This is a genomic window from Achromobacter sp. FW305-C-30-7, from assembly GCF_058783105.1.
Genome location: NZ_JBYSYI010000013.1, coordinates 80,861 through 98,612, shown reverse-complemented (window position 1 = coordinate 98,612; position 17,752 = coordinate 80,861). Strand labels below are relative to the sequence as shown.

At 66.2% G+C, this 17,752-nt stretch carries 19 protein-coding genes; 12 read left to right on the top strand and 7 right to left on the bottom strand.

The features are described from left to right. Nucleotides 1–5: 5 nt before the first annotated feature. The 3 genes from AC3WOB_RS29150 to AC3WOB_RS29140 all read left to right on the top strand — a co-directional run bounded on the left by AC3WOB_RS29150 (nucleotide 6) and on the right by AC3WOB_RS29140 (nucleotide 2,675). Nucleotides 6–1,424 (top strand): transglycosylase SLT domain-containing protein, encoded by a 1,419-nt coding sequence (locus AC3WOB_RS29150; RefSeq protein WP_207470950.1) that lies wholly within the window; start codon nucleotides 6–8, stop codon nucleotides 1,422–1,424. A gap of 94 nt (nucleotides 1,425–1,518) precedes the next feature. Next, nucleotides 1,519–2,061, top strand: coding sequence for a PadR family transcriptional regulator (locus AC3WOB_RS29145; RefSeq protein WP_492276950.1), 543 nt, complete (start codon nucleotides 1,519–1,521; stop codon nucleotides 2,059–2,061). Beyond that, nucleotides 2,043–2,675: a GyrI-like domain-containing protein gene (locus AC3WOB_RS29140; RefSeq protein ID WP_492276949.1), complete on the top strand. Its 633-nt coding sequence runs from the start codon at nucleotides 2,043–2,045 to the stop codon at nucleotides 2,673–2,675. Before AC3WOB_RS29145 ends, AC3WOB_RS29140 begins: the two co-directional genes overlap by 19 nt. A 38-nt stretch (nucleotides 2,676–2,713) precedes the next feature. Here the strand turns inward: AC3WOB_RS29140 and AC3WOB_RS29135 are convergent, their stop codons facing one another. Then, nucleotides 2,714–3,646, bottom strand: coding sequence for a pyridoxal-phosphate dependent enzyme (locus tag AC3WOB_RS29135; RefSeq protein WP_492276948.1), 933 nt, complete (start codon nucleotides 3,644–3,646; stop codon nucleotides 2,714–2,716). A 36-nt stretch (nucleotides 3,647–3,682) separates the two neighbouring features. Next, nucleotides 3,683–4,756, bottom strand: a complete 1,074-nt coding sequence (locus AC3WOB_RS29130; RefSeq protein WP_492276947.1) for a succinylglutamate desuccinylase/aspartoacylase family protein — start codon at nucleotides 4,754–4,756, stop codon at nucleotides 3,683–3,685. A 106-nt stretch (nucleotides 4,757–4,862) separates the two neighbouring features. On the opposite strand from AC3WOB_RS29130, the gene AC3WOB_RS29125 reads away from it, so the two are divergent. Both AC3WOB_RS29125 and fabI read left to right on the top strand, forming a co-directional pair. Then, entirely contained in the window at nucleotides 4,863–5,759 is an 897-nt protein-coding gene (locus AC3WOB_RS29125) for a LysR family transcriptional regulator (RefSeq protein WP_492276946.1), read from the top strand. 104 nt (nucleotides 5,760–5,863) lie between these two features. After that, nucleotides 5,864–6,649 (top strand): enoyl-ACP reductase FabI, encoded by a 786-nt coding sequence (gene fabI / locus AC3WOB_RS29120; protein WP_013391441.1) that lies wholly within the window; start codon nucleotides 5,864–5,866, stop codon nucleotides 6,647–6,649. Between the two features lie 48 nt (nucleotides 6,650–6,697). Here fabI and AC3WOB_RS29115 read toward each other — a convergent pair whose 3' ends face one another. After that, complete coding sequence (locus AC3WOB_RS29115) at nucleotides 6,698–7,096, bottom strand: OsmC family protein (RefSeq protein ID WP_013391440.1); 399 nt, start codon at nucleotides 7,094–7,096, stop codon at nucleotides 6,698–6,700. Between the two features lie 186 nt (nucleotides 7,097–7,282). Between AC3WOB_RS29115 and AC3WOB_RS29110 the strand changes: the two genes are divergently transcribed. Continuing rightward, a complete protein-coding gene (locus AC3WOB_RS29110; protein ID WP_492276945.1) occupies nucleotides 7,283–7,963 on the top strand; it encodes a tellurite resistance TerB family protein in 681 nt (226 codons plus the stop codon). A 22-nt stretch (nucleotides 7,964–7,985) separates the two neighbouring features. On the opposite strand, the gene AC3WOB_RS29105 is transcribed toward AC3WOB_RS29110, so the two are convergent. Together AC3WOB_RS29105 and nadC are read right to left on the bottom strand one after the other, a co-directional pair. Further along, nucleotides 7,986–8,972 carry a tripartite tricarboxylate transporter substrate binding protein gene (locus AC3WOB_RS29105; RefSeq protein ID WP_492276944.1) on the bottom strand — a complete coding sequence of 329 codons (987 nt, stop codon included), beginning with the start codon at nucleotides 8,970–8,972 and terminating at the stop codon, nucleotides 7,986–7,988. 80 nt (nucleotides 8,973–9,052) lie between these two features. Further along, nucleotides 9,053–9,937 (bottom strand): carboxylating nicotinate-nucleotide diphosphorylase, encoded by an 885-nt coding sequence (nadC, locus tag AC3WOB_RS29100; RefSeq protein WP_492276943.1) that lies wholly within the window; start codon nucleotides 9,935–9,937, stop codon nucleotides 9,053–9,055. 271 nt (nucleotides 9,938–10,208) lie between these two features. Here nadC and AC3WOB_RS29095 point away from each other — a divergent pair, with 271 nt between their 5' ends. After that, on the top strand, nucleotides 10,209–10,475 hold the full coding sequence (locus AC3WOB_RS29095; RefSeq protein WP_492276942.1) for a CopG family ribbon-helix-helix protein: 267 nt from the start codon (nucleotides 10,209–10,211) through the stop codon (nucleotides 10,473–10,475). Beyond that, nucleotides 10,475–10,750 (top strand): type II toxin-antitoxin system RelE/ParE family toxin, encoded by a 276-nt coding sequence (locus AC3WOB_RS29090; protein WP_492276941.1) that lies wholly within the window; start codon nucleotides 10,475–10,477, stop codon nucleotides 10,748–10,750. Before AC3WOB_RS29095 ends, AC3WOB_RS29090 begins: the two co-directional genes overlap by 1 nt. Before the next feature lie 52 nt (nucleotides 10,751–10,802). Here the strand turns inward: AC3WOB_RS29090 and AC3WOB_RS29085 are convergent, their stop codons facing one another. Then, on the bottom strand, nucleotides 10,803–11,732 hold the full coding sequence (locus AC3WOB_RS29085; RefSeq protein WP_492276940.1) for an NUDIX hydrolase: 930 nt from the start codon (nucleotides 11,730–11,732) through the stop codon (nucleotides 10,803–10,805). Between the two features lie 199 nt (nucleotides 11,733–11,931). Between AC3WOB_RS29085 and AC3WOB_RS29080 the strand changes: the two genes are divergently transcribed. Then, nucleotides 11,932–12,159 (top strand): hypothetical protein, encoded by a 228-nt coding sequence (locus AC3WOB_RS29080; RefSeq protein ID WP_492276939.1) that lies wholly within the window; start codon nucleotides 11,932–11,934, stop codon nucleotides 12,157–12,159. Nucleotides 12,160–12,216: 57 nt separating this feature from the next. On the opposite strand, the gene AC3WOB_RS29075 is transcribed toward AC3WOB_RS29080, so the two are convergent. Next, nucleotides 12,217–13,122, bottom strand: a complete 906-nt coding sequence (locus AC3WOB_RS29075; RefSeq protein ID WP_492276938.1) for a LysR substrate-binding domain-containing protein — start codon at nucleotides 13,120–13,122, stop codon at nucleotides 12,217–12,219. Nucleotides 13,123–13,318: 196 nt separating this feature from the next. Between AC3WOB_RS29075 and AC3WOB_RS29070 the strand changes: the two genes are divergently transcribed. The 3 genes from AC3WOB_RS29070 (at nucleotide 13,319) to AC3WOB_RS29060 (ending at nucleotide 17,721) form a co-directional block, all read left to right on the top strand. Further along, nucleotides 13,319–14,308, top strand: a complete 990-nt coding sequence (locus tag AC3WOB_RS29070; protein ID WP_492276937.1) for a Bug family tripartite tricarboxylate transporter substrate binding protein — start codon at nucleotides 13,319–13,321, stop codon at nucleotides 14,306–14,308. A gap of 66 nt (nucleotides 14,309–14,374) precedes the next feature. Continuing rightward, the gene (locus AC3WOB_RS29065; protein ID WP_492276936.1) at nucleotides 14,375–15,655 is read left to right on the top strand and encodes a hypothetical protein; all 1,281 of its coding nucleotides are present in this window, start codon (nucleotides 14,375–14,377) and stop codon (nucleotides 15,653–15,655) included. Between the two features lie 191 nt (nucleotides 15,656–15,846). Then, nucleotides 15,847–17,721, top strand: a complete 1,875-nt coding sequence (locus tag AC3WOB_RS29060; protein ID WP_492276935.1) for a PhoX family protein — start codon at nucleotides 15,847–15,849, stop codon at nucleotides 17,719–17,721. Nucleotides 17,722–17,752 lie beyond the last annotated feature (31 nt).

Below are 17,752 nucleotides of genomic sequence, written 5' to 3'. Positions count from 1 at the left end.
GCCTGATGAATCTATCCCGACTCCTTCTGCCGCTCATGCTGGCAGTCCTCGCCGGTTGCGCAGGAACCAAAGCCCCCGATAGCAAGAACCTCACCACCAATTCCCAAGGGCGATACATCGCCCGCGACACGTCCCGGACGGTGGATCTGACCAACCCGCCCGCCGACGCCTGGGACCGCATCCGCCGCGGTTTCGCCATCCCCAACCTGAACACCGACCTCTCGCAGCAGTGGACCGACTATTACGCGTCCCACCCCGAGTCTGTGCAGCGCATGGCGGAACGCGCCGGCAAGTACCTGTATTTCATCGTCGACGAGATCAACCGCCGCGGCCTGCCGACCGAGCTGGCGCTGCTGCCCTTCGTCGAAAGCGCCTACAACCCGACCGCACTGTCGCGCGCCCAGGCCTCGGGCCTGTGGCAGTTCGTGCCGGCCACGGGCCAGCACTTCAACCTGAAGCAGGACTGGTGGCGCGACGAGCGCCGCGATCCCATCGCCTCGACCAACGCGGCGCTGGACTACCTGGAAAAGCTGTTTGAAATGCAGGGCGACTGGTACCTGGCGCTGGCCTCGTACAACTGGGGCGAAGGCTCGGTGCAGCGCGCCATGGCCAAGAACGAAGCGGCCGGCCAGGGCACGGACTACCTGTCCCTGAACATGCCCGACGAAACCCGCAACTACGTACCCAAGCTGCAGGCCATCAAGAACATCATCGCCGATCCGCAGCGCTATGCGGTGGCCCTGCCCCCGGTGGGCAACACGCCCTACTTCGTGACGGTCCAGAAGAACAGCGACATCGACCTGGAAATCGCCGCCAAGCTGGCCGAAATGCCGCTGGACGAATTCAAGGCGCTGAATCCCTCGTTCAACCGCCCCGTCATCCGCGGCGACCACGGCCCGACCCTGCTGCTGCCGGCCGACCGCGTCGAGATCTTCAACGCCAACCTGACCAACTACAAGGGCGACCTCAGCGCCTGGAAGATCTACCACTCGCGCCGTGGTGAATCCTACGCCTCGATCGCCAAACGTTTCGGCGTGAGCGAAGCCACGCTGCGCCAGACCAACGACATCGGCTCGCGCCAAAAGTCGGCTTCCGGCCAATCCCTGCTGGTGCCGGGCGAACCCGGCACGGGCGGCGTGCAACTGGCCTCGTTGGCACCGCCGGTGGGCGCGCTGGACTCGGCGCCGTCGGACAACAAGGCCGCCGCCCCGCGCGGCCGCGCCGCGCAAGCGCCGGCTGCCCGCGTCGCCAGCGCCCGCCCCAATGTCCGCACCCACAAGGTGCGCCAGGGCGACACGCTGTTCTCGCTGGCCAAGCAGTACGGCACCTCGGTCGACGCGCTGCGCGCGCTCAACAACATCAAGGGCAGCGCCCTGAAGGTGGGCTCGCAGCTGCGCGTACCGGGCACCAACGCCCGCGGCTGAACGCCGCCGGAACAACAAGAGGCGCGTCCTTGCGGGACGCGCCTTTTTTTATTTCAGCTTGCCTGGCTTTTTATTCTAATACTAGAATAAAACAATGAACCTGACCGACTCCGAGCTCTTGCTACTAGGCCTCGTCGCAGAGATGCCGCGGCACGGCTATGAACTTGAACAAGTCATCGAAACCCGGGGCATGCGTGAATGGACCCAGATCGGTTTTTCCTCGATCTATTTCGTGCTTGGAAAGTTGGAGAAAGCGGGACTGGTTTTGGCGGAAGCCCCCGCTGGAACCAAGGCGCGCAAGACGTTTTCGGCGACTGCCGCGGGCCACCAGGCGCTGCTGGAACAAACGATCTCTGCCCTTGGCGCCTATCGCCCCACGCATTCATCCCTTTTGCTGGGAATGATTCATTGGCCAGCGCTGTCGCGCGAGTCAGCGCTGGCTGCGTTGGATAACCGCCTGTCTTCGGTCATGGCAGAAGCAGAACGGCTCGAACTCATGCGCCGGCAGCGGCAGCCGATGCCTGATCACATTGAAGTCCTTTTTGACTTTTCCGCGAGCCAACTGGCTGCAGAGCGCGGGTGGATCACCACCACCCTGGATTACATGAGGAGCAAGCCATGGCCGACGAAGGAATGATCGATTTGATCCGCGACAGAGCGATGCTCAGGGCGCTCTACGCCCCCCCGGCGGGGGCTTTCAGCATGATCGATGTGCCCAAGCTGCCATTCGCAGTCTGGGATGGTGCAGGATCTCCCGAACCGTCGTCCGTCACGGCAGCGATCAAGGGCCTTTACACCGCCATCTATCCCATACGGCGCAAAGCTCGTGAGCGCCTGGGAAAGGCCTTTGTCGAGCCTCCGGTGGAATTGCTCTATTGGGCAGACGATATGCGCGACTTCGCAGCAGGCCATCGCGAGAATTGGCGTTGGCGCGCGCAGATAACCTTGCCTGTGTGGGCGAATGCGGCGTGCCTTGAGGAATCCGCCGCGCAAATGCGCCACGAACTGAACGGTGCGCCAACGCCGCGCTGGGAGGCGCTGGTCGAAGGAAAGTGCGTACAGATTCTTCATGTGGGCCCAACCAACGATCTGCCCGCCATGCTTGAAAAGCTCTACGGAGAACATCTGCCGCAAGAAGGTTTGGCGCCGTCAGGGCCGTATCACGAGATCTATCTTGATGATTGGACTCGCACCGCCCCCACGAAACGCAAGGTCATTCTTCGGCAACCCGTGAGCCTTCTGCCCAAGTAAGGCCGAGCCGCACGACGAGTCACCTCTGGCCCGGGCCGCTAGCGGGGCTGCGCCGCGAATTGCGCGCTCCATTGCGCCAGCTGGTCCGCCGTGACCCCCACGCCGCCGCACAATATGACCGCTACCGAGCGAGCGTTCTTCAGGAACTCCGAACCGCTGTCCAGCGCCGCCACCGATGCGCCGCAGGCGGGCTCGACCAGGATGCGGTGCTCGAGCAGCACGTCTTCGCAGGCCGCCACCGCGGCGGCGTCCGATACGACGACGCTCTCGATGGGGTGCTCTTTCGCCAGTTCCAGCGCGCGGTCGCAGACCTGGCGCGCGCCCAATGACGTCGCAATCGACCTGATCTCGGGCAACAGCACGGGCGCCCCCGCGCTCAGGGCCTGGGCGTAGGAATCCGCGCCGGTGGTCTCGGCCGCGATCACCGGCACCTCGGCCCAGCCGTTGCGCCGCAGGCCTTCGACCACGCCGCACAGCAGCCCGCCGCCACCCACCGAGCAGATGACCACGTCCGGCCGCCCGCCCTGCCGGGCCAGCTCGTCGATCATGGTCGCGTGCCCCTCCCATAGCAAGGGATCATCGAAGGGATGCAGGAACGCGTCGGCCGGCGTCATGAGTTCGAGTGCGCGGGCGTTGGCCTCCATCCAGGAGGCGCCATGCACGATGACTTCGGCGCCCTCGGAGCGGATCAGGCTCTTGGCGCGTTCCGAGGTCGTGGCAGGCACCACCACGGTCACCGGCGTAGCGAGCATGCGGCCGGCGTAGGCCACCGCATAGCCGGCATTGCCGCCGGACGAAGAAATGAAGCGCCGGGCGCCGCGGGATTTGTAGATCTGGCAGGCATGGCCTATGCCGCGCGCCTTGAACGAGCCGCTGGGCTGCAGCGCCTCCATCTTCAGGCGCACGTCCTTGCCGCTGCGCAGGGAGAACGCGCGGGATGCGAGCGCCGGGGTTTCGATATGGATTGCCATGTTCTGATTTCTGAAAAAGTGAATCGGGCTGCGGCCTCACGCCGCGCTGGCCACCACGCAGCAGACGTTGCCGGGTACGACGATGCCAGGATGCCGCTTGGCGAAGACGACTCCGCTGGCCCCGTAAAGCAGTTCGACCGGCGCACGCCGCGGATCAAAGGTCTGGTGGATGCGGCCCGCCGGCTGGCCGGCTTCGACGGCCTCGCCATGCCGATGGTAAGCCTCGAACACGCCCCGCTCCGAAGCGATGACGTAGGACTTCGCGCCACTGACCTTGTACAGGGGCGCGGGCTGCGCCGCCAGCGGCTGGGCACAGGCCTGGTCCAGCACGCCCCAGTGCGCCAGCACGCGCAAGGCGCCGGCGCGGCATAGCGCGAGCGCGCTGTCCGTCACGGTGCCGCGCCCCGCCATCTCGGTGCTGACGCAGGTGAGTCCCGCGGCCACCGCCGTGGCGACGCTGGTGCGCGTGTCGCCCAGCGTATCCAGCAGCACGTTGAACGGCGCGCCGAAGGCCATCACGGCGTCGATATTGCGCTGGGTCTGCTCCGCATCCTTCGACGGCTGCACCAGGGCGCTGGGAATGATGTCCAGGGACGAACCGCCGGAGTGCAGGCTCAGGAACGCGTCGCCGCGCGAGAACAGCTGGTCGCTGACGTAGGCGGCGATCTGTTCCGTGATGCTGCCGGCATGGTCGCCGGGAAACGTGCGGTTCAGGTTCTTGCCGTCCAGCGGCGAGGTGCGCAGTCCGGCTTCGGCCGCCGGCGCATTGAGCGAGGGCATGACGATCAACCTGCCCCGGATACGGTCCAGCGACAGGTCGCGGATCAGTTCGCCCAGCACGATCTGCCCTTCGTACTCGTCGCCATGGTTGCCGCCTTCCAGGATGACCGTGGGCCCGTCGCCATTCGCCAGTACCGCCATGGGAATGCGCACCGTGCCCCAGGCGTCGTCGTGAGGCGACTGCGGAATATGCAGAAAGCCCGCCTGCCGGCCCGGCGCGTCGAGATCGATGTCGGTGAAGGCCGTCGCGCACTGCGGGTTGCGCGCGGGCAGGTGCGCGACCCGCCGGTCACGCAACGACGGCGAATCGCGGAAGGTGGCTTTTGTCATAGACCTTTTGGGTATACGTTATGGGATTCAATCGGAAAATATAGGTATTTGTAGCCGTCGCAACAAATACTTTTGTTGAGCATTACGTATGCCTGGGAGGCATGGCATGGAGTTGAGGCAGTTGCGTTATTTCGCGGCCGTATGCGCGGCCGGCAGTGTCGCCGGCGCGGCCAAGGCTTTGCATATCGCCCAGCCCGCGCTATCCCGCCAGATGATGGCCCTGGAAGAGGAACTGGGCGCGCAACTGCTGGTGCGGCTGCCGCGCGGCGTGGCATTGACGCGGGCCGGCGAGGCCCTGCTGGCCCAGGCGAAGCTGATGCTGGCGGGCAGCGAGGCCTTGCGGGCGCAGGTCGCGCTGGCGGCCAACGGCAAGGCCGGCTCGCTGAAGATCGGCGTCATGCCCGGCTATAGCTGGCTGCCCGGCCTGGGACGGGCGATCGCCGCCTTGTCGCGCGCCTCGCCCGATACCGACGTGATGGTGGAACCCGGCCTGTCGGCCTGGCAGCTGGATGCGATCAAGCGCCATGAATTGGACGCCGGCATCGTCGCCTGGCGCTCTCCGCTCGACAGCGAAGTAGAGGGGCTGAAAATCTATGAAGACCGCATGATCCTGGCCATGCCCGCGGCGGTGGCGCGCGGCGCGGGAAGCGTCCGCACGCTCAAGGATCTGGCCGGCCAGAAATTCATTCTGTTCCCGCGCGCCGGGTCGCCCTCGCACTATGACGCGCTGGTGCGCATCCTCAGGGCCGCCGGCATTCCGATGACCCGGCCGGCTGCCGTGGCGACCGATCTTCCCACCATTCTGGGGCTGGTGTCGGCCGGGCTGGGCTGCGCCGTCATTCCCGCCTCGTTCAGGCAGCACGGCCCCGCCAGCGTCGTCTTCAAGGAGGTCGGCGGCATAGACCTGACGTTCGACCTGGAGCTGGTCTGGCGCGCCGACCAGCGCGATCCCCTGCTCGCCAGCTTCGTGCGCCTGTTCCCGCCGCCCGGGCAACCGTCCTGAAGCGCAATCCGGGCAGATCCGGCCCCGGGTTTTTCATATCGCGAAACCGCGCAAACTCCTTAAAATAGGCGGTCTCCAGAGGGAAAAAATCAAAGGATAGATATATGGGCTTTCTCGCCGGCAAGCGCATCCTGGTCACCGGGGTGCTTTCCAACCGATCCATCGCCTACGGCATCGCGCGCGCCTGTCACCAGCAAGGCGCCGAACTGGCGTTCACCTACGTGGGCGACCGTTTCAAGGACCGCGTGGGCGAATTCGCCGCCGAATTCGGCAGCAAGATCGTGCTGCCCTGCGATGTGGCCGAAGACAGCCAGATCGAAGGCGCCTTCGCCGAACTCGGCCAGCACTGGGACGGCCTGGACGGCCTGGTGCACTCCATCGGCTTCGCGCCGCGCGAAGCCATCGCCGGCAACTTCCTCGACGGCCTGTCGCGCGAAGGCTTCCGCATCGCCCACGACATCTCGGCCTACAGCTTCGCCGCCATGGCCAAGGCGGCCCTGCCGCTGATGGAAGGCCGCAACGGCTCCGTGCTGACGCTGACCTACCTGGGTGCCGAGCGCGTGGTCCCGAACTACAACACCATGGGCCTGGCCAAGGCTTCGCTGGAAGCCAGCGTGCGCTACCTGGCCACGGCGCTGGGTCCGCGCGGCATCCGCGCCAACGGCATTTCCGCCGGCCCCATCAAGACGCTGGCCGCCAGCGGCATCAAGGACTTCTCGGCCATCCTGAAGTTCGTGGAAGCCCAGGCTCCCCTGCGCCGCAACGTCACCATCGAAGACGTGGGCAACGTCGCCGCCTTCATGCTGTCGGACCTGGCCGCTGGCGTGACGGGCGAGATCACCCATGTGGACGCGGGCTTCTCGACCATCGTCCCGGGCATGGAAGACTAAGTCCCTGCGCGGCGGGGCCGACGGCCCCAGCCGCGGCAGCCGGACCGCTCAGGCCGGCTGCACCACCACGGTGGACACTTGCACGTCCACTGCGGTCATCAGCTTGTGCACTGGGCACTTCTCGGCCACCGCCAGCAGTTCATCGATCTGCGCATCGGACAGCTCGCCATTCAACGTCAGTTTGGCCGTCAGGCGGTAGATGCCCTTGCGCTCCTCGCCGGCATCGCGCACTACCTCCACCCCCACCGATTCCAGCGGCAGACCCTTGCGCTGCGCGTAGACCATCAGGGTCATGGCCTTGCAGCCGCCCAGCGCGGTATCAAAATAGTCGTGCGGATCAGGGCCGGCGCCCTGCGGCTGGGGCATGTCCAGCGGCAGATCGTGGCCTTCGGCCGTGGCGGTGAATTGCAGCGAGTTGGGCGCATTCTGGCGCACGCGGATGCTCATGGGTCCTGTCTCCTGGTAACGGGTGCTGGCGGGCGGCCGCCGCGGCCGCCCCAGACCACGTTGTATCACCTGGCGACGCTAGCTGTACGTCGCCAGCGCAAGCAACTGACTGTAAGCTGAACTTCTGGCCGCTGGGCCGGTCGGATATCTCTATCCGCAATACCTGAGCACACTTAAGGGGGCCGCATGAGCGCCAGACAACTACTCGATCAACTGCTGCAGTCCGGGCAAGGGCTGCTGTCCGACACCACCAACCGCGTGCAGAACGCCACGGGCGGCAAGGGTTCGTCCTTCCTGACCGGCCTGGGCGGCGGCGCGCTGGGCGCGGGCGCCCTGGGACTGCTACTGGGCAGCAAGAAGGCCCGCAAGATCGGTGGCAAGGTCGCCATGTACGGCGGCATGGCGGCGCTGGGTGCCCTGGCCTACCGCGCCTATGGCGACTGGCAGCGCAGCCAGTCCGGCGCGCCGGCGGCCCCGCCGCAGACGCTGGACCGCCTGCCCGCGCCCCAGGCCGAGCAGCACAGCACGGCGGTGCTGACCGCCATGATCGGCGCGGCCAAGGCCGACGGCCACATCGGCCCGGAAGAACGCAGCCTGCTCGAAACCGAACTGTCCAAGCTGTCTTCGGACGCGCAAGACCGCCGCTGGCTCGAAGCCGAGTTGTCGCGCCCGCTGGATCCTTCCGTCATCGCGCAAGCCGCGCAAACGCCGGAAATGGCGGCCGAGATGTACCTGGCCAGCCTCTTGGTGGTGGACGAGGAAAGCTATATGGAACGCGCCTATCTGGACGAACTGGCGCGCCAGCTCAAGCTGCAGCCGGGCTTGAAGGAACAGCTGGAACGGCACGCCCGGGCCGCCGCGGCCTGAGACCGGGCGGCCTGCACATCGTTTAGTCGGCGCGCAGGCCGATTGCTGCCGTCAGGGCGGTATAGCGGTCGATATCCGCATCGATCATCGCCTGGAATTCGCGCGGCGTGCTGCTGGCAGGCGTAAAACCCTGTTCGCGCAGCGCCGCCTGCACATCGGGGCGCTGGACGATCTTCGCCACCGCCGCATTCAGCTTGGCTACCACCGCGGGCGGCGTCGCCGCCGGCGCCAGAAGGCCATGCCATTGGTCCAGCGCATAGCCAGGCACCCCTTGCTCGGCCACCGTCGGCACCGCAGGCAACAACGGCGAGCGAGCGGGCGAGGTCACCGCCAAGGCCCGCAGCTTGCCGGCCGCGATCAGCGGCGCGGCGCTGGACGCGGTCACCACGCCCATGCCCACCTGGCCCGCTGTCACGTCGGTCAGCGCGGGGCCGCAGCCCTTGTACGGCACATGCTGCAAAGACGCACCGGTGGCGCGCGCCAGCATCTCGCCCGCCAGGTGCTGCGGCGTACCATTGCCGCAAGACGCGAACGGCAGCGGCCGGTCCGGCGCGGCGGCGGCCAGCGCCTGGTCCAGGCTGTGCCAGGGCGACGCCGCCGGCACCACGTACACCGACGGCACGAAAGCCACATTGATGACCGCCGCGAAGTCCTGCTTGGGCGCGAAACCCAGGTTGCCGTAGACCCCCGGATTGATCGCGAAGGAGCTGTTGACCATCAGCAGCGTATAGCCGTCGGCAGGCGCCTCGGCCACGGCGCGCGCGCCGATATTGCCACTGGCGCCAGGACGATTCTCCACCACCACCGCCATGCCGAACTGCTCCTGCAGGCTGGCGCCGATGCGGCGCGCCAGCAGATCGGTGCCGCCGCCCGGCGGAAACGTCACCACGATGGTGATGGGATGGGAGGGGTACGCTGCGTCCTTGGGCGCTTCGCCCGAAGGCGAATTGCCGCAGGCGGCCAGCGGCAGGACCAGAAACGTAAGAACGGAGCTAAACAGGCGATTCATGATGCGGGCTTGCAAGCGTCCCTGCACGGCGTGCGCGCGCAGGGACTTGGGCGATGCCGGCTGAAAGCCGGCGAACAGGCTCAGGCGTCCAGGCCGATGTCGAGCACCTTGGCGCTATGGGTAATCCAGCCCACCGCGATCTGGTCCACGCCGGTGGCCGCTACCGCGGCGGCGGTTTCGGGCGTGATGCGGCCCGAGGCCTCGGTGATGGCGCGGCCGCGCGCCATGGCGACCGCGCGGCGCAGGTCGTCCAGACTCATGTTGTCCAGCAACACTACGTCCACGCCCAGCGACAGCGCCGTTTCCAGCTGCTCCAGCGTGTCCACTTCCAGTTCGATCTTGACCATATGGCCGATACCGGCGCGCGCCCGCTCAACCGCCGTCGCGACCCCGCCTGCCAGCGCGATGTGGTTATCCTTGATCAGCACCGCGTCGTCCAGGCCATGGCGGTGATTGCTGCCGCCGCCCACCCGCACCGCGTACTTCTGCACCGCGCGCAGGCCCGGCATGGTCTTGCGGGTGCAGGTGACGCGGGCGCCGTAGCCTTCGATGGCGCGGGCAATGGACGCGGTGGCGCTGGCCACGCCACTCAAATGGCAAAGGAAGTTCAGCGCCACGCGCTCGGCCGTCAGCATGGCGCGGGCGTTGCCGCTGATGCGGGCAATTTCCGCCCCCGGCCCCAATTCGCTGCCGTCGCGCAGCGCGACCTCGAACTTGATGCCCGGGTCCATGGCGCGAAACGCCAGGCGCGCCAGGTCCAGCCCGGCCAGCACGCCCTCCTGGCGCGCGACCAGGCGGGTCTGCGCCGTGGCGTCGGCGGGCACGATGGCATCGGTAGTCAGATCGCCGGCGCGCCCCAGATCCTCGAGCAAGGCCGCGCGCACCAGCGGCTCCAGCATGACTTCCGGCAAGGGAGGAACGGCCAGTCGGGCGACGGTCACAGGCGCTGCGGCTTTAATGCTCATTTTGAGTATTTAATGATTAAAAAAAGGCGCGCAGGGATTGCGCAGTAATTATGCTAGAGACGAGCATAAAGCTTGTCAAGCGTTCAGCCACGAAATCAACCGAACGTGGAGTTCCACTATCGAGCCTGGGATGGTTGATTTGATCGATTAGATTTTAATCACTATGATTATTTTGAGATCATAGAACCTGTCATCACGTCTGACATTCGTCTCGTCGTGATCACACTGTCGCCTGGTGCAGGCAAGATCAAGTTCCGAAAAAAGGTGCAACATGACAGCAGCAACCAAAGTTCTGACCGCACACGTACCGCTTCCTCTTGCCAACAAGGTAGATCAGATGGCCACCCGGCTTGAACGCTCGCGCGGCTGGATCGTAAAGCAGGCGCTTTCCGCCTGGATCGCCCAAGAAGAAGAGCGCGACCGGCTGACCCAGGAAGCGTTGGCCGACGTAGACGCGGGCCGCGTCATTGACCATCTGGCCGTGCAGGCATGGGCAGAGAGCCTGAGTACTGACGAGCCCCTGCCGGTGCCACGTTGATGGCGCTCAAGTGGACCAGCAAAGCGCTTGCCGACTTAGCGCGCATGTATGAATTTCTTGCCCCAGTAAACAAGCCCGCTGCCGCTCGGGCCGTGCAGGCGCTGACCAAGGCTCCAACCATCCTGTTGACCAACCCGCGCATCGGCGAGCAACTGTTTCAGTTCGAACCGCGGGAGGTAAGGAGAATTCTGGTGGGAGAGTACGAAGTCCAGTACGAAATTCAGGACTCGATCGTCTACGTGCTGCGGCTGTGGCACACCCGCGAGAATCGCTGAACCTCCCCACGTCGGGTAAGCTGGACTCGCAAGCCCATGACGCATCCGCCTGTCACATCGCCCGCGACAGCGGCAATTTGCTCCCCGCAATAGCACGCTCCAGCAGCACGTCGCGGCGGAAGCGGAACAGCTTGGCCGGCCTGCCGGCCGTGCCGGTGGCCATTTCACCGGTTTCTTCGACCAGCGCCTGCTGCTCGATAAGGCGGCGGAAATTCTGCTTGTGCAGGGCACGTCCGGCCAGCGCTTCCACGGCCAGCTGCAATTGCAGCAAGGTGAACTGCGCCGGCATCAATTCGAACACCACGGGCCGGTATTTAATCTTGGCGCGCAGCCGGGCAATGCCGGTGGCGAGGATGCGGCGATGGTCGTGGCGCATAGGTTCGCCCGGCACCACGGCGCCCTTGTTCCCGCGCCGCGCGGCTTCGGGCACCAGCCCGGCCTCGAACAACAGCTCGTAGCGCTGCAGCACCATGTCCTCGTTCCACGGCGAGCCGTCCAGCCCGAAGGTGATGGCGGCGCGCTGGCGGCGGCGCATGCGCACGGCCGCATCGGAACTGTCTTCGCACCAGGCGGCCAGGCGCGGCACGATCATTTCCTCCACCAGCGCGGGCGTGCCCGCGCGCCGGTCTTCCCAGGGGAAGTAGCGATACCAGTCCTGCCAGCCGACCTGCGCCACGCCAGTCTCGCCGGCCTCGCGCGTCAGGCCCAGGTAGCTGACCGACATGACGCGCGCGCCCGACTCATCGGAACGGTCGCCATCAGCGAAGGTGTAGAGCTGCTCCACATAACCCAGCGGGTGATGGGTCTGCTCCTCCACCCAGGCGCGCAAGCCGGCCTGCAAGGAACGGTGCGACAGTTCGAAGGGACCGGCCGGCAAGGCGCGCGCATCGTCGGTCGTCAGTACCCGCGGCTCGCCGTTGGTGACGGCGACCAGCACGGCAACGAGTTCAGCATGGACGGAGCGTTCGACGGATTCAGTCAAGGTAGGCGTAGGAAAAGTGAGAAACCGGGCGGCTGGCGGCAAACCGCAGGGCGCTGGAAATTATAAGGGTCGGGCTCCTGCAACAGCCCCTTGCAAACGTGACAGCCATTCCTGCTCCCGGGCGTGCGTGCCGTCCTAAGATGGAAGTGGCAACCAGGCGCGTCGCCATCCTGGGACGCCCGCAAGCGGAGCAGACATCATGTTGAAAACCGCCCCCGATCCGCAGGCGGCCAAAACCGCCGAAACGGAACAACCCGTCGCCATCGACCCGCGCAAAGGCACCGAAGTGCTGCCGATGGCGGACCACAGCAAGGAGGTCGCCGGCATGCCGCGGCGCGGACGCGCCATTGCGGAACCCGGCGAACCCGGCATCATCACCCCGGAAGATGACGTGCTGGATACTTCTTACGAGAACCGCAAGAGCTAAGCCCTCCCGGCGCGATGGCAAGATGATACGCGAGCCCGGACGCCGCCCGCGCGGCGCTCAGGCCGCGCCGGGCAACGCCTGGAATCCACGCGCCAGGATCTCCACAAAAGCCTCCGTCACCGACGACGGCGCGGTCTGCGCCGGATAAGCCATGCTGACGCGGACCGGCAGGCGCGGCGTGAACGGCCGTATCGCCAAGCGGTCCGCGAACACGGCGGCGATGTAGGGATTGACCACGCCCAGGCCGCTGCCGGCGGCGGCCAGCGCGCAGATGGTGGACGAATACGTGGTCTCGATTTCCGAGGCGGGCTGCGCCTGGTGTTGCTGCATGGCGCCGCGCAGTTGCAGATAGACGTCGTCATCGGCGTTCAACACCAGCAGACGCCGCCCGTCCAGGTCCATGATGCCGACGGACGGCTGCGCGGCGAGCGGATGATCGGGCCGCATCACGCAGACGGCGGCGCTTTCGTGCAGGCTTTGCATTTCCAACTGCGCGCCGTCCAGCGGCGCCGTGGTCACCACCACATCGTAGGTGCCGTGCAGCAGCCCTTCGCGCAGATACTGGCTGCCCACGGTCTGCATATTGATGTGCACGTCGGGATAGCGCTGCGCGAAGGTTTCGATCGCGCCCGGCAGCACGCCCAGGCCCAGCGCCGGGGTGCAGGCCAACCGCAGCACGCCGCTGCCGCTGCGCCGCATCGCCGCGACGCGATCCTCGATACGCTCCAGCCCCACGAAATGGCGCTGGACGGTATCGAACAAGTCCTTGGCCTCCCGCGTGGGCCTCAAGCGTCCGCGCTCCATGTCGAACAGCTTCAGGCCGCTGGCCTGCTGCACCTGCGCCAGCAGGCGGCTGACCGAAGGCTGGGTGGTGCGCAGCATCTGCGCGGCGCCCGTAGTGGTGCCTGCCAGCATGACCGCGTGGAAGGCTTCTATCTGGCGGAAATTCAGCGGTCGGCTCATGGGCTGGGGCAGGGGCAGGGGCAGGGGCTGGGGCTGGGGCTGGGGCTGGGGCTGGGGCAGGGGCAATGTATGGCAATTCTGCATAGCCTATGTTGAAAAAAGAATTTTTTCAAATACCCGCAGACTCCTACACTGGTTTTCCCAAGGGCGCCGCCAGATGCGCCCCCGCACTATCCAACCTCCCAGGGGAACCCACATGAACCTCCGCCGCTCCTGGCGCCACCTCCTGCAAACGCTGTGTCTGAGCGTGACGGCAGCGACGCTGTCGCTGGCTGCGCACGCGCAAGCCAACTATCCCGACCGGCCGGTGCGCATCATCGTGCCCTTCACCGCGGGCGGCAGCTCCGACATCCAGGGCCGCCTGCTGGCCGAGCACCTGGGCAAACTCTATGGCCAGTCGGTGGTGGTGGAAAACCGTCCCGGCGCCGGCGGCCATATCGGCGGCAAGTTCGTCGCCGACTCCGGACCGGACGGCTATACCCTGCTGCTCGGCTCCATCGGCCTGCACGCCACCTACGGGGTCTACAAGAACCTCAACTACCAGCCCGCCCGCGATTTGAAGCTGATCACCATCGTGGCCGAGATGCCGCACGTGGTGGTGGCCAATCCCGCGCTGGAAGCCAACACCCTGGCCGAACTCACCGCACTGGCAAAGGCCAAGCCGGAAACGCTGCACTTCGGCTCGGCCGGCGTGGGTTCGTCCGTGCATATGGTCGGCGAGCTCTACAAGATGGCCGCGCAGGCGCCCATCGTGCACATCCCGTACCGTGGCAGTTCAGCCGCCACCAACGATCTGCTGGGCGGCCAGATCCAGTTGCTGTTCGAGAACGTGCCCACCACCATCGGCTACATCCAGGCCAAGAAGCTGAAGGCGCTGGCCATTACCGGCGCCACCCGCTCGCCCGCCCTGCCCGATGTGCCCACCGCCGCCGAAGCCGGCCTGCCCGGCTTGACGGTCACCTCGTGGACGACGTTGGCCGCCAGCAAGGACGTGCCGGACGCGCTGGTCGAAAAAATCAGCGCCGACCTGCGCCGCATCTACGCCGACCCCGCCTTCCGCGACGGCCTGGAACGCCTGGGCATGACGCCGGTGGGCAACAGCCCCACCGAAGCGCGCGAGTTCGTCGAACGCGAACGGGCCCGCTGGAACAAGGTCATCGAGACCGAACACATCACCGCGGGCTGAACGCCTGCCTGGGGCGGCGCCTGCGCCGCCCTTTTTCTTTCCGACTTTATCTCTACCCCGCCATCCATGAACCGCATGCTCGCCACGCCCATCGCCTGCCGCCGCCTGGGCGCCACGCCGCACCACCATTTCTTCGGCTACTACAACAAAACCGTCTGGCATCGCGACGGCCGCTATCTGCTGGCCAACCGCACGCCATTCAAGGACGCGCCGCTCACGCCCGAACTGAGCGCGGAAGTGGGCTACTTCGACCTGCAGGATGGCGACCGCTACCACGCCGTGGGCAACACCACGGCCTGGAACTGGCAGATGGGCTGCCAGCTGCAATGGCTGGACGGCGAGGCCGAGCCGCAGATGATCTACAACTGCCGCCGCGACGACGACGGCGGCTTCTATCCGGGCTTTCGCTCCGCCGTCCACAACGTCGCCACCGGCCAGACCCGCTATCTGCCGCTGCCCATCTACGTGGCCGCGCCCAACAGCCGCTACGCGCTCTGCGTGGACTACCGTCGCCTCTACATCACGCACGAGACCATCGGCTACAGCGAACACGCGCCCGGCCCGGTGAGCAACGCCCCGGCCGACGACGGCATCCACAGCATGGATCTGGAGAGCGGCGCGCACCGCCTGCTGGTCAGCTATGCCGACCTGCGCAACTTCCATCCGCGCGACTCGATGGAACGCGCCATCCACTGGGTCAGCCATATCGAGATCAATCCCTCGTCCTCGCGCATCCTGTTCCTGCACCGCTGGACAGAACGCGTGAAGGACGAGACCTGCTTCCTGCACCGCCTGATCACCATGAACGCGGACGGCAGCGACATGCGCCTGCTGGAATGCTCCGATCACCCGCTGCCGCAACTGGCCGACGACTTCGATCCCAGCGCGGTCGGCACCTTCGATTACGAGAAATCCGAATATCAGATCTCGCATCCGCTGTGGCGCGATGACCATACGATCATCGTCTGGGGTCCGCATGACGGCAGCATCCATTACCACCTCTACCGCGACGCGCCCGGCGGCGCGGTCCAGGTGGTGGGCGACGGCGTGCTGACGGAGAACGGCCACATGACCTACTCGCCGGTGAACACGCGTTGGCTGCTGAGCGACACCTATCCGGACTCGACCACGCACGAACGCATCCTGTTCCTCTACGACATGCAGACCGGCCTGCGCCACGCGCTGGGCAGCTTCTACGCCGATCCCCATCTGTCCAAGGAAAACCGCTGCGACCTGCATCCGCGCTGGAGCCGCGACGGCACGCAGGTCTGCATCGACTCCGTGCATGAGGGCGAACGCCAGATGTACGTGCTGGACGTAACGCCCATCGTCGGACCGCGCGCTTAAGCCACGCCCAGCCACGCGCAGCCGCCGCCTCGGCCGCGAGTCAAGCCGCGACTCGGCCAGGCGGCGGACTACACAGACCACAGCAAGGACTTCACACTATCGTCACCCCTTTGTAACGACCGACCTTTAACCTCGCTTTCGTTTTGCTTACAGACAACTGAGCGACTCGTTCGCGACACTATGAGGTTGGAATGTCCTACTTGACTGATAAATTGCGCGCTCCCTATCGCGAAGCCCAGGACGAGGTCACCGTGCCCGGGCAGATGTTCGACGAGATCGTCGCCGCGAATCCCCAGCGCCGCACTTTGCTGAAGAACAGCTTCGGCCTGTCAATGTTGTCCGTGTTCGGCGCATCGACCCTGCTGACCGCCTGTGGCGGCAGCGACGATGACGACGACGATTCCCCTGGCACCCAGCCTGGCGAGGGCGGCGAAACCAAGCCGCCCCCCGGCCCCGACTACTCCGTCACGTTCACCCCGCTGGCCGACAAGATCGTCGCCGACACCGTCACCGTGCCTGCCGGTTACGTCGCCGAAGTGCTGTATTCCGCCGGCGACAAGTGCATGATCGGCTCGGCCGGCTACGCTGGCGTACCGCAGTCCTATCCCGCCACCGAGACCCAGTCCGGCGGACAGCACGACGGCATGCACTTCTATGCCCTGCCCGGCGTCGATCCCAACCAGGGCGGCCTGCTGGTGCTGAACCACGAAGCGCTGGACGACGAGACCCTGGACCAGAGCGTCGAAGGCGTGAAGACCCGCCTGTCCAACGTCGGCGTATCCGTCGTCGAAATCGCCCGTAACGCCAACGGCGCATGGGCCGTCAAGACCGACTCGCGCTACAACAAGCGCTACACCGGCAACACCGTCTACAACGTCAGCGGCCCGGCCAAGGCCGTGGTCGGCGACACCGTCGTCGGCACCCTGAACAACTGTTCCAGCGGCGACACGCCCTGGGGCACCTACCTGACCTGCGAAGAAACGCTCAACAACTACCACTACAAGACCGGCGACGCCGGCAAGCCGGCCGATGAAGGCTACGGCTGGGTGGTGGAAATCGATCCGCAGAACCCGGACTCGACCGCCGTCAAGCGCACCGCGATGGGCCGCTTCAGCCACGAAAACACGGCCTTCATGCTGGACGAGAACAACCGCGTCGCCTTCTACATGGGCGACGACACGACGCCCGGCTGCATCTACAAGTTCATCCCCACCAAGCCCTACGACCCGGCCAACCGCGCCGCCAACATGGGCCTGCTGGACGAAGGCACGTTGTACGCCGCGCGCTTCAACGACGACGGCAGCGGCAATTGGGTGGAACTGACGGTGGGCAAGAACAATCTGACCGCCGGCGCCACCGACCCGGGCAACTTCACGCAGGTCGCCAGCGGCACCGTGATCACCGGCAAGCTCATCAACTTCAACACGCAAGCCGACGTGCTGGTCAATACCGGGGCCGCCGCCCGCGTCGCCGGCGCCACGCTGATGGACCGCCCCGAGTGGATCACGGTGGGCGTGGACAAGACCGTGTACTGCACGCTGACCAACAACGGCAGCCGCAAGCGCACCAGCGCCGCCAACCCGCGCGTCAGCAACTCGCACGGCCACATCATCCGCTGGCACGAGCGCGGCGATTCGCCGCTGGCCACCACCTTCGAATGGGACCTGCTGCTGCTGGCCGGCCGCGACAAGGCCGACGGCGTGGCCGCCAACCTGACCGGCAACGTCAACGGCGACACCTTCTCCAGCCCCGACGGCATCCGCGTCGACCCCAAGGGCCGCCTGTGGGTCCAGACCGACGCCGGCACCAGCGCCTCGACCACGGATTTCTTCGGTAATAACTCGATGTACTACATCGACCAGAAGACCGGCGAATCCAAGCGCTTCCTGGTCGGCCCGCTGGGCTGCGAGATCACCGGCATCGCCTACACGCCGGACCTGACCACGTTCTTCATCAACATCCAGCACCCGGATAAGACGTGGAACACCCTGCGCGCAGGCGGCGGCGACGCCCGCTCCGCGACGGTGGTGGTGCGCCGGACGGATGGCAAGCCGGTAGGCGCGTAAGCGCTCTGGCACAGGACGCCGCCCGGCTGTG

Excerpts from the sequence above, each read along its gene's own strand:
- AC3WOB_RS29140 (WP_492276949.1), top strand. The coding sequence starts at position 2,043 with ATGGCCGACGAAGGAATGATCGATTTGATCCGCGACAGAGCGATGCTC.
- AC3WOB_RS29145 (WP_492276950.1), top strand. The coding sequence starts at position 1,519 with ATGAACCTGACCGACTCCGAGCTCTTGCTACTAGGCCTCGTCGCAGAG.
- nadC (WP_492276943.1), bottom strand. The coding sequence starts at position 9,937 with ATGAGCATTAAAGCCGCAGCGCCTGTGACCGTCGCCCGACTGGCCGTT.
- AC3WOB_RS29095 (WP_492276942.1), top strand. The coding sequence starts at position 10,209 with ATGACAGCAGCAACCAAAGTTCTGACCGCACACGTACCGCTTCCTCTT.
- AC3WOB_RS29115 (WP_013391440.1), bottom strand. The coding sequence starts at position 7,096 with ATGAGCATCCGCGTGCGCCAGAATGCGCCCAACTCGCTGCAATTCACC.
- AC3WOB_RS29125 (WP_492276946.1), top strand. The coding sequence starts at position 4,863 with ATGGAGTTGAGGCAGTTGCGTTATTTCGCGGCCGTATGCGCGGCCGGC.
- AC3WOB_RS29110 (WP_492276945.1), top strand. The coding sequence starts at position 7,283 with ATGAGCGCCAGACAACTACTCGATCAACTGCTGCAGTCCGGGCAAGGG.
- AC3WOB_RS29105 (WP_492276944.1), bottom strand. The coding sequence starts at position 8,972 with ATGAATCGCCTGTTTAGCTCCGTTCTTACGTTTCTGGTCCTGCCGCTG.
- fabI (WP_013391441.1), top strand. The coding sequence starts at position 5,864 with ATGGGCTTTCTCGCCGGCAAGCGCATCCTGGTCACCGGGGTGCTTTCC.
- AC3WOB_RS29150 (WP_207470950.1), top strand. The coding sequence starts at position 6 with ATGAATCTATCCCGACTCCTTCTGCCGCTCATGCTGGCAGTCCTCGCC.
- AC3WOB_RS29130 (WP_492276947.1), bottom strand. The coding sequence starts at position 4,756 with ATGACAAAAGCCACCTTCCGCGATTCGCCGTCGTTGCGTGACCGGCGG.
- AC3WOB_RS29135 (WP_492276948.1), bottom strand. The coding sequence starts at position 3,646 with ATGGCAATCCATATCGAAACCCCGGCGCTCGCATCCCGCGCGTTCTCC.
- AC3WOB_RS29090 (WP_492276941.1), top strand. The coding sequence starts at position 10,475 with ATGGCGCTCAAGTGGACCAGCAAAGCGCTTGCCGACTTAGCGCGCATG.
- AC3WOB_RS29065 (WP_492276936.1), top strand. The coding sequence starts at position 14,375 with ATGAACCGCATGCTCGCCACGCCCATCGCCTGCCGCCGCCTGGGCGCC.
- AC3WOB_RS29060 (WP_492276935.1), top strand. The coding sequence starts at position 15,847 with ATGTCCTACTTGACTGATAAATTGCGCGCTCCCTATCGCGAAGCCCAG.
- AC3WOB_RS29075 (WP_492276938.1), bottom strand. The coding sequence starts at position 13,122 with ATGAGCCGACCGCTGAATTTCCGCCAGATAGAAGCCTTCCACGCGGTC.
- AC3WOB_RS29070 (WP_492276937.1), top strand. The coding sequence starts at position 13,319 with ATGAACCTCCGCCGCTCCTGGCGCCACCTCCTGCAAACGCTGTGTCTG.
- AC3WOB_RS29080 (WP_492276939.1), top strand. The coding sequence starts at position 11,932 with ATGTTGAAAACCGCCCCCGATCCGCAGGCGGCCAAAACCGCCGAAACG.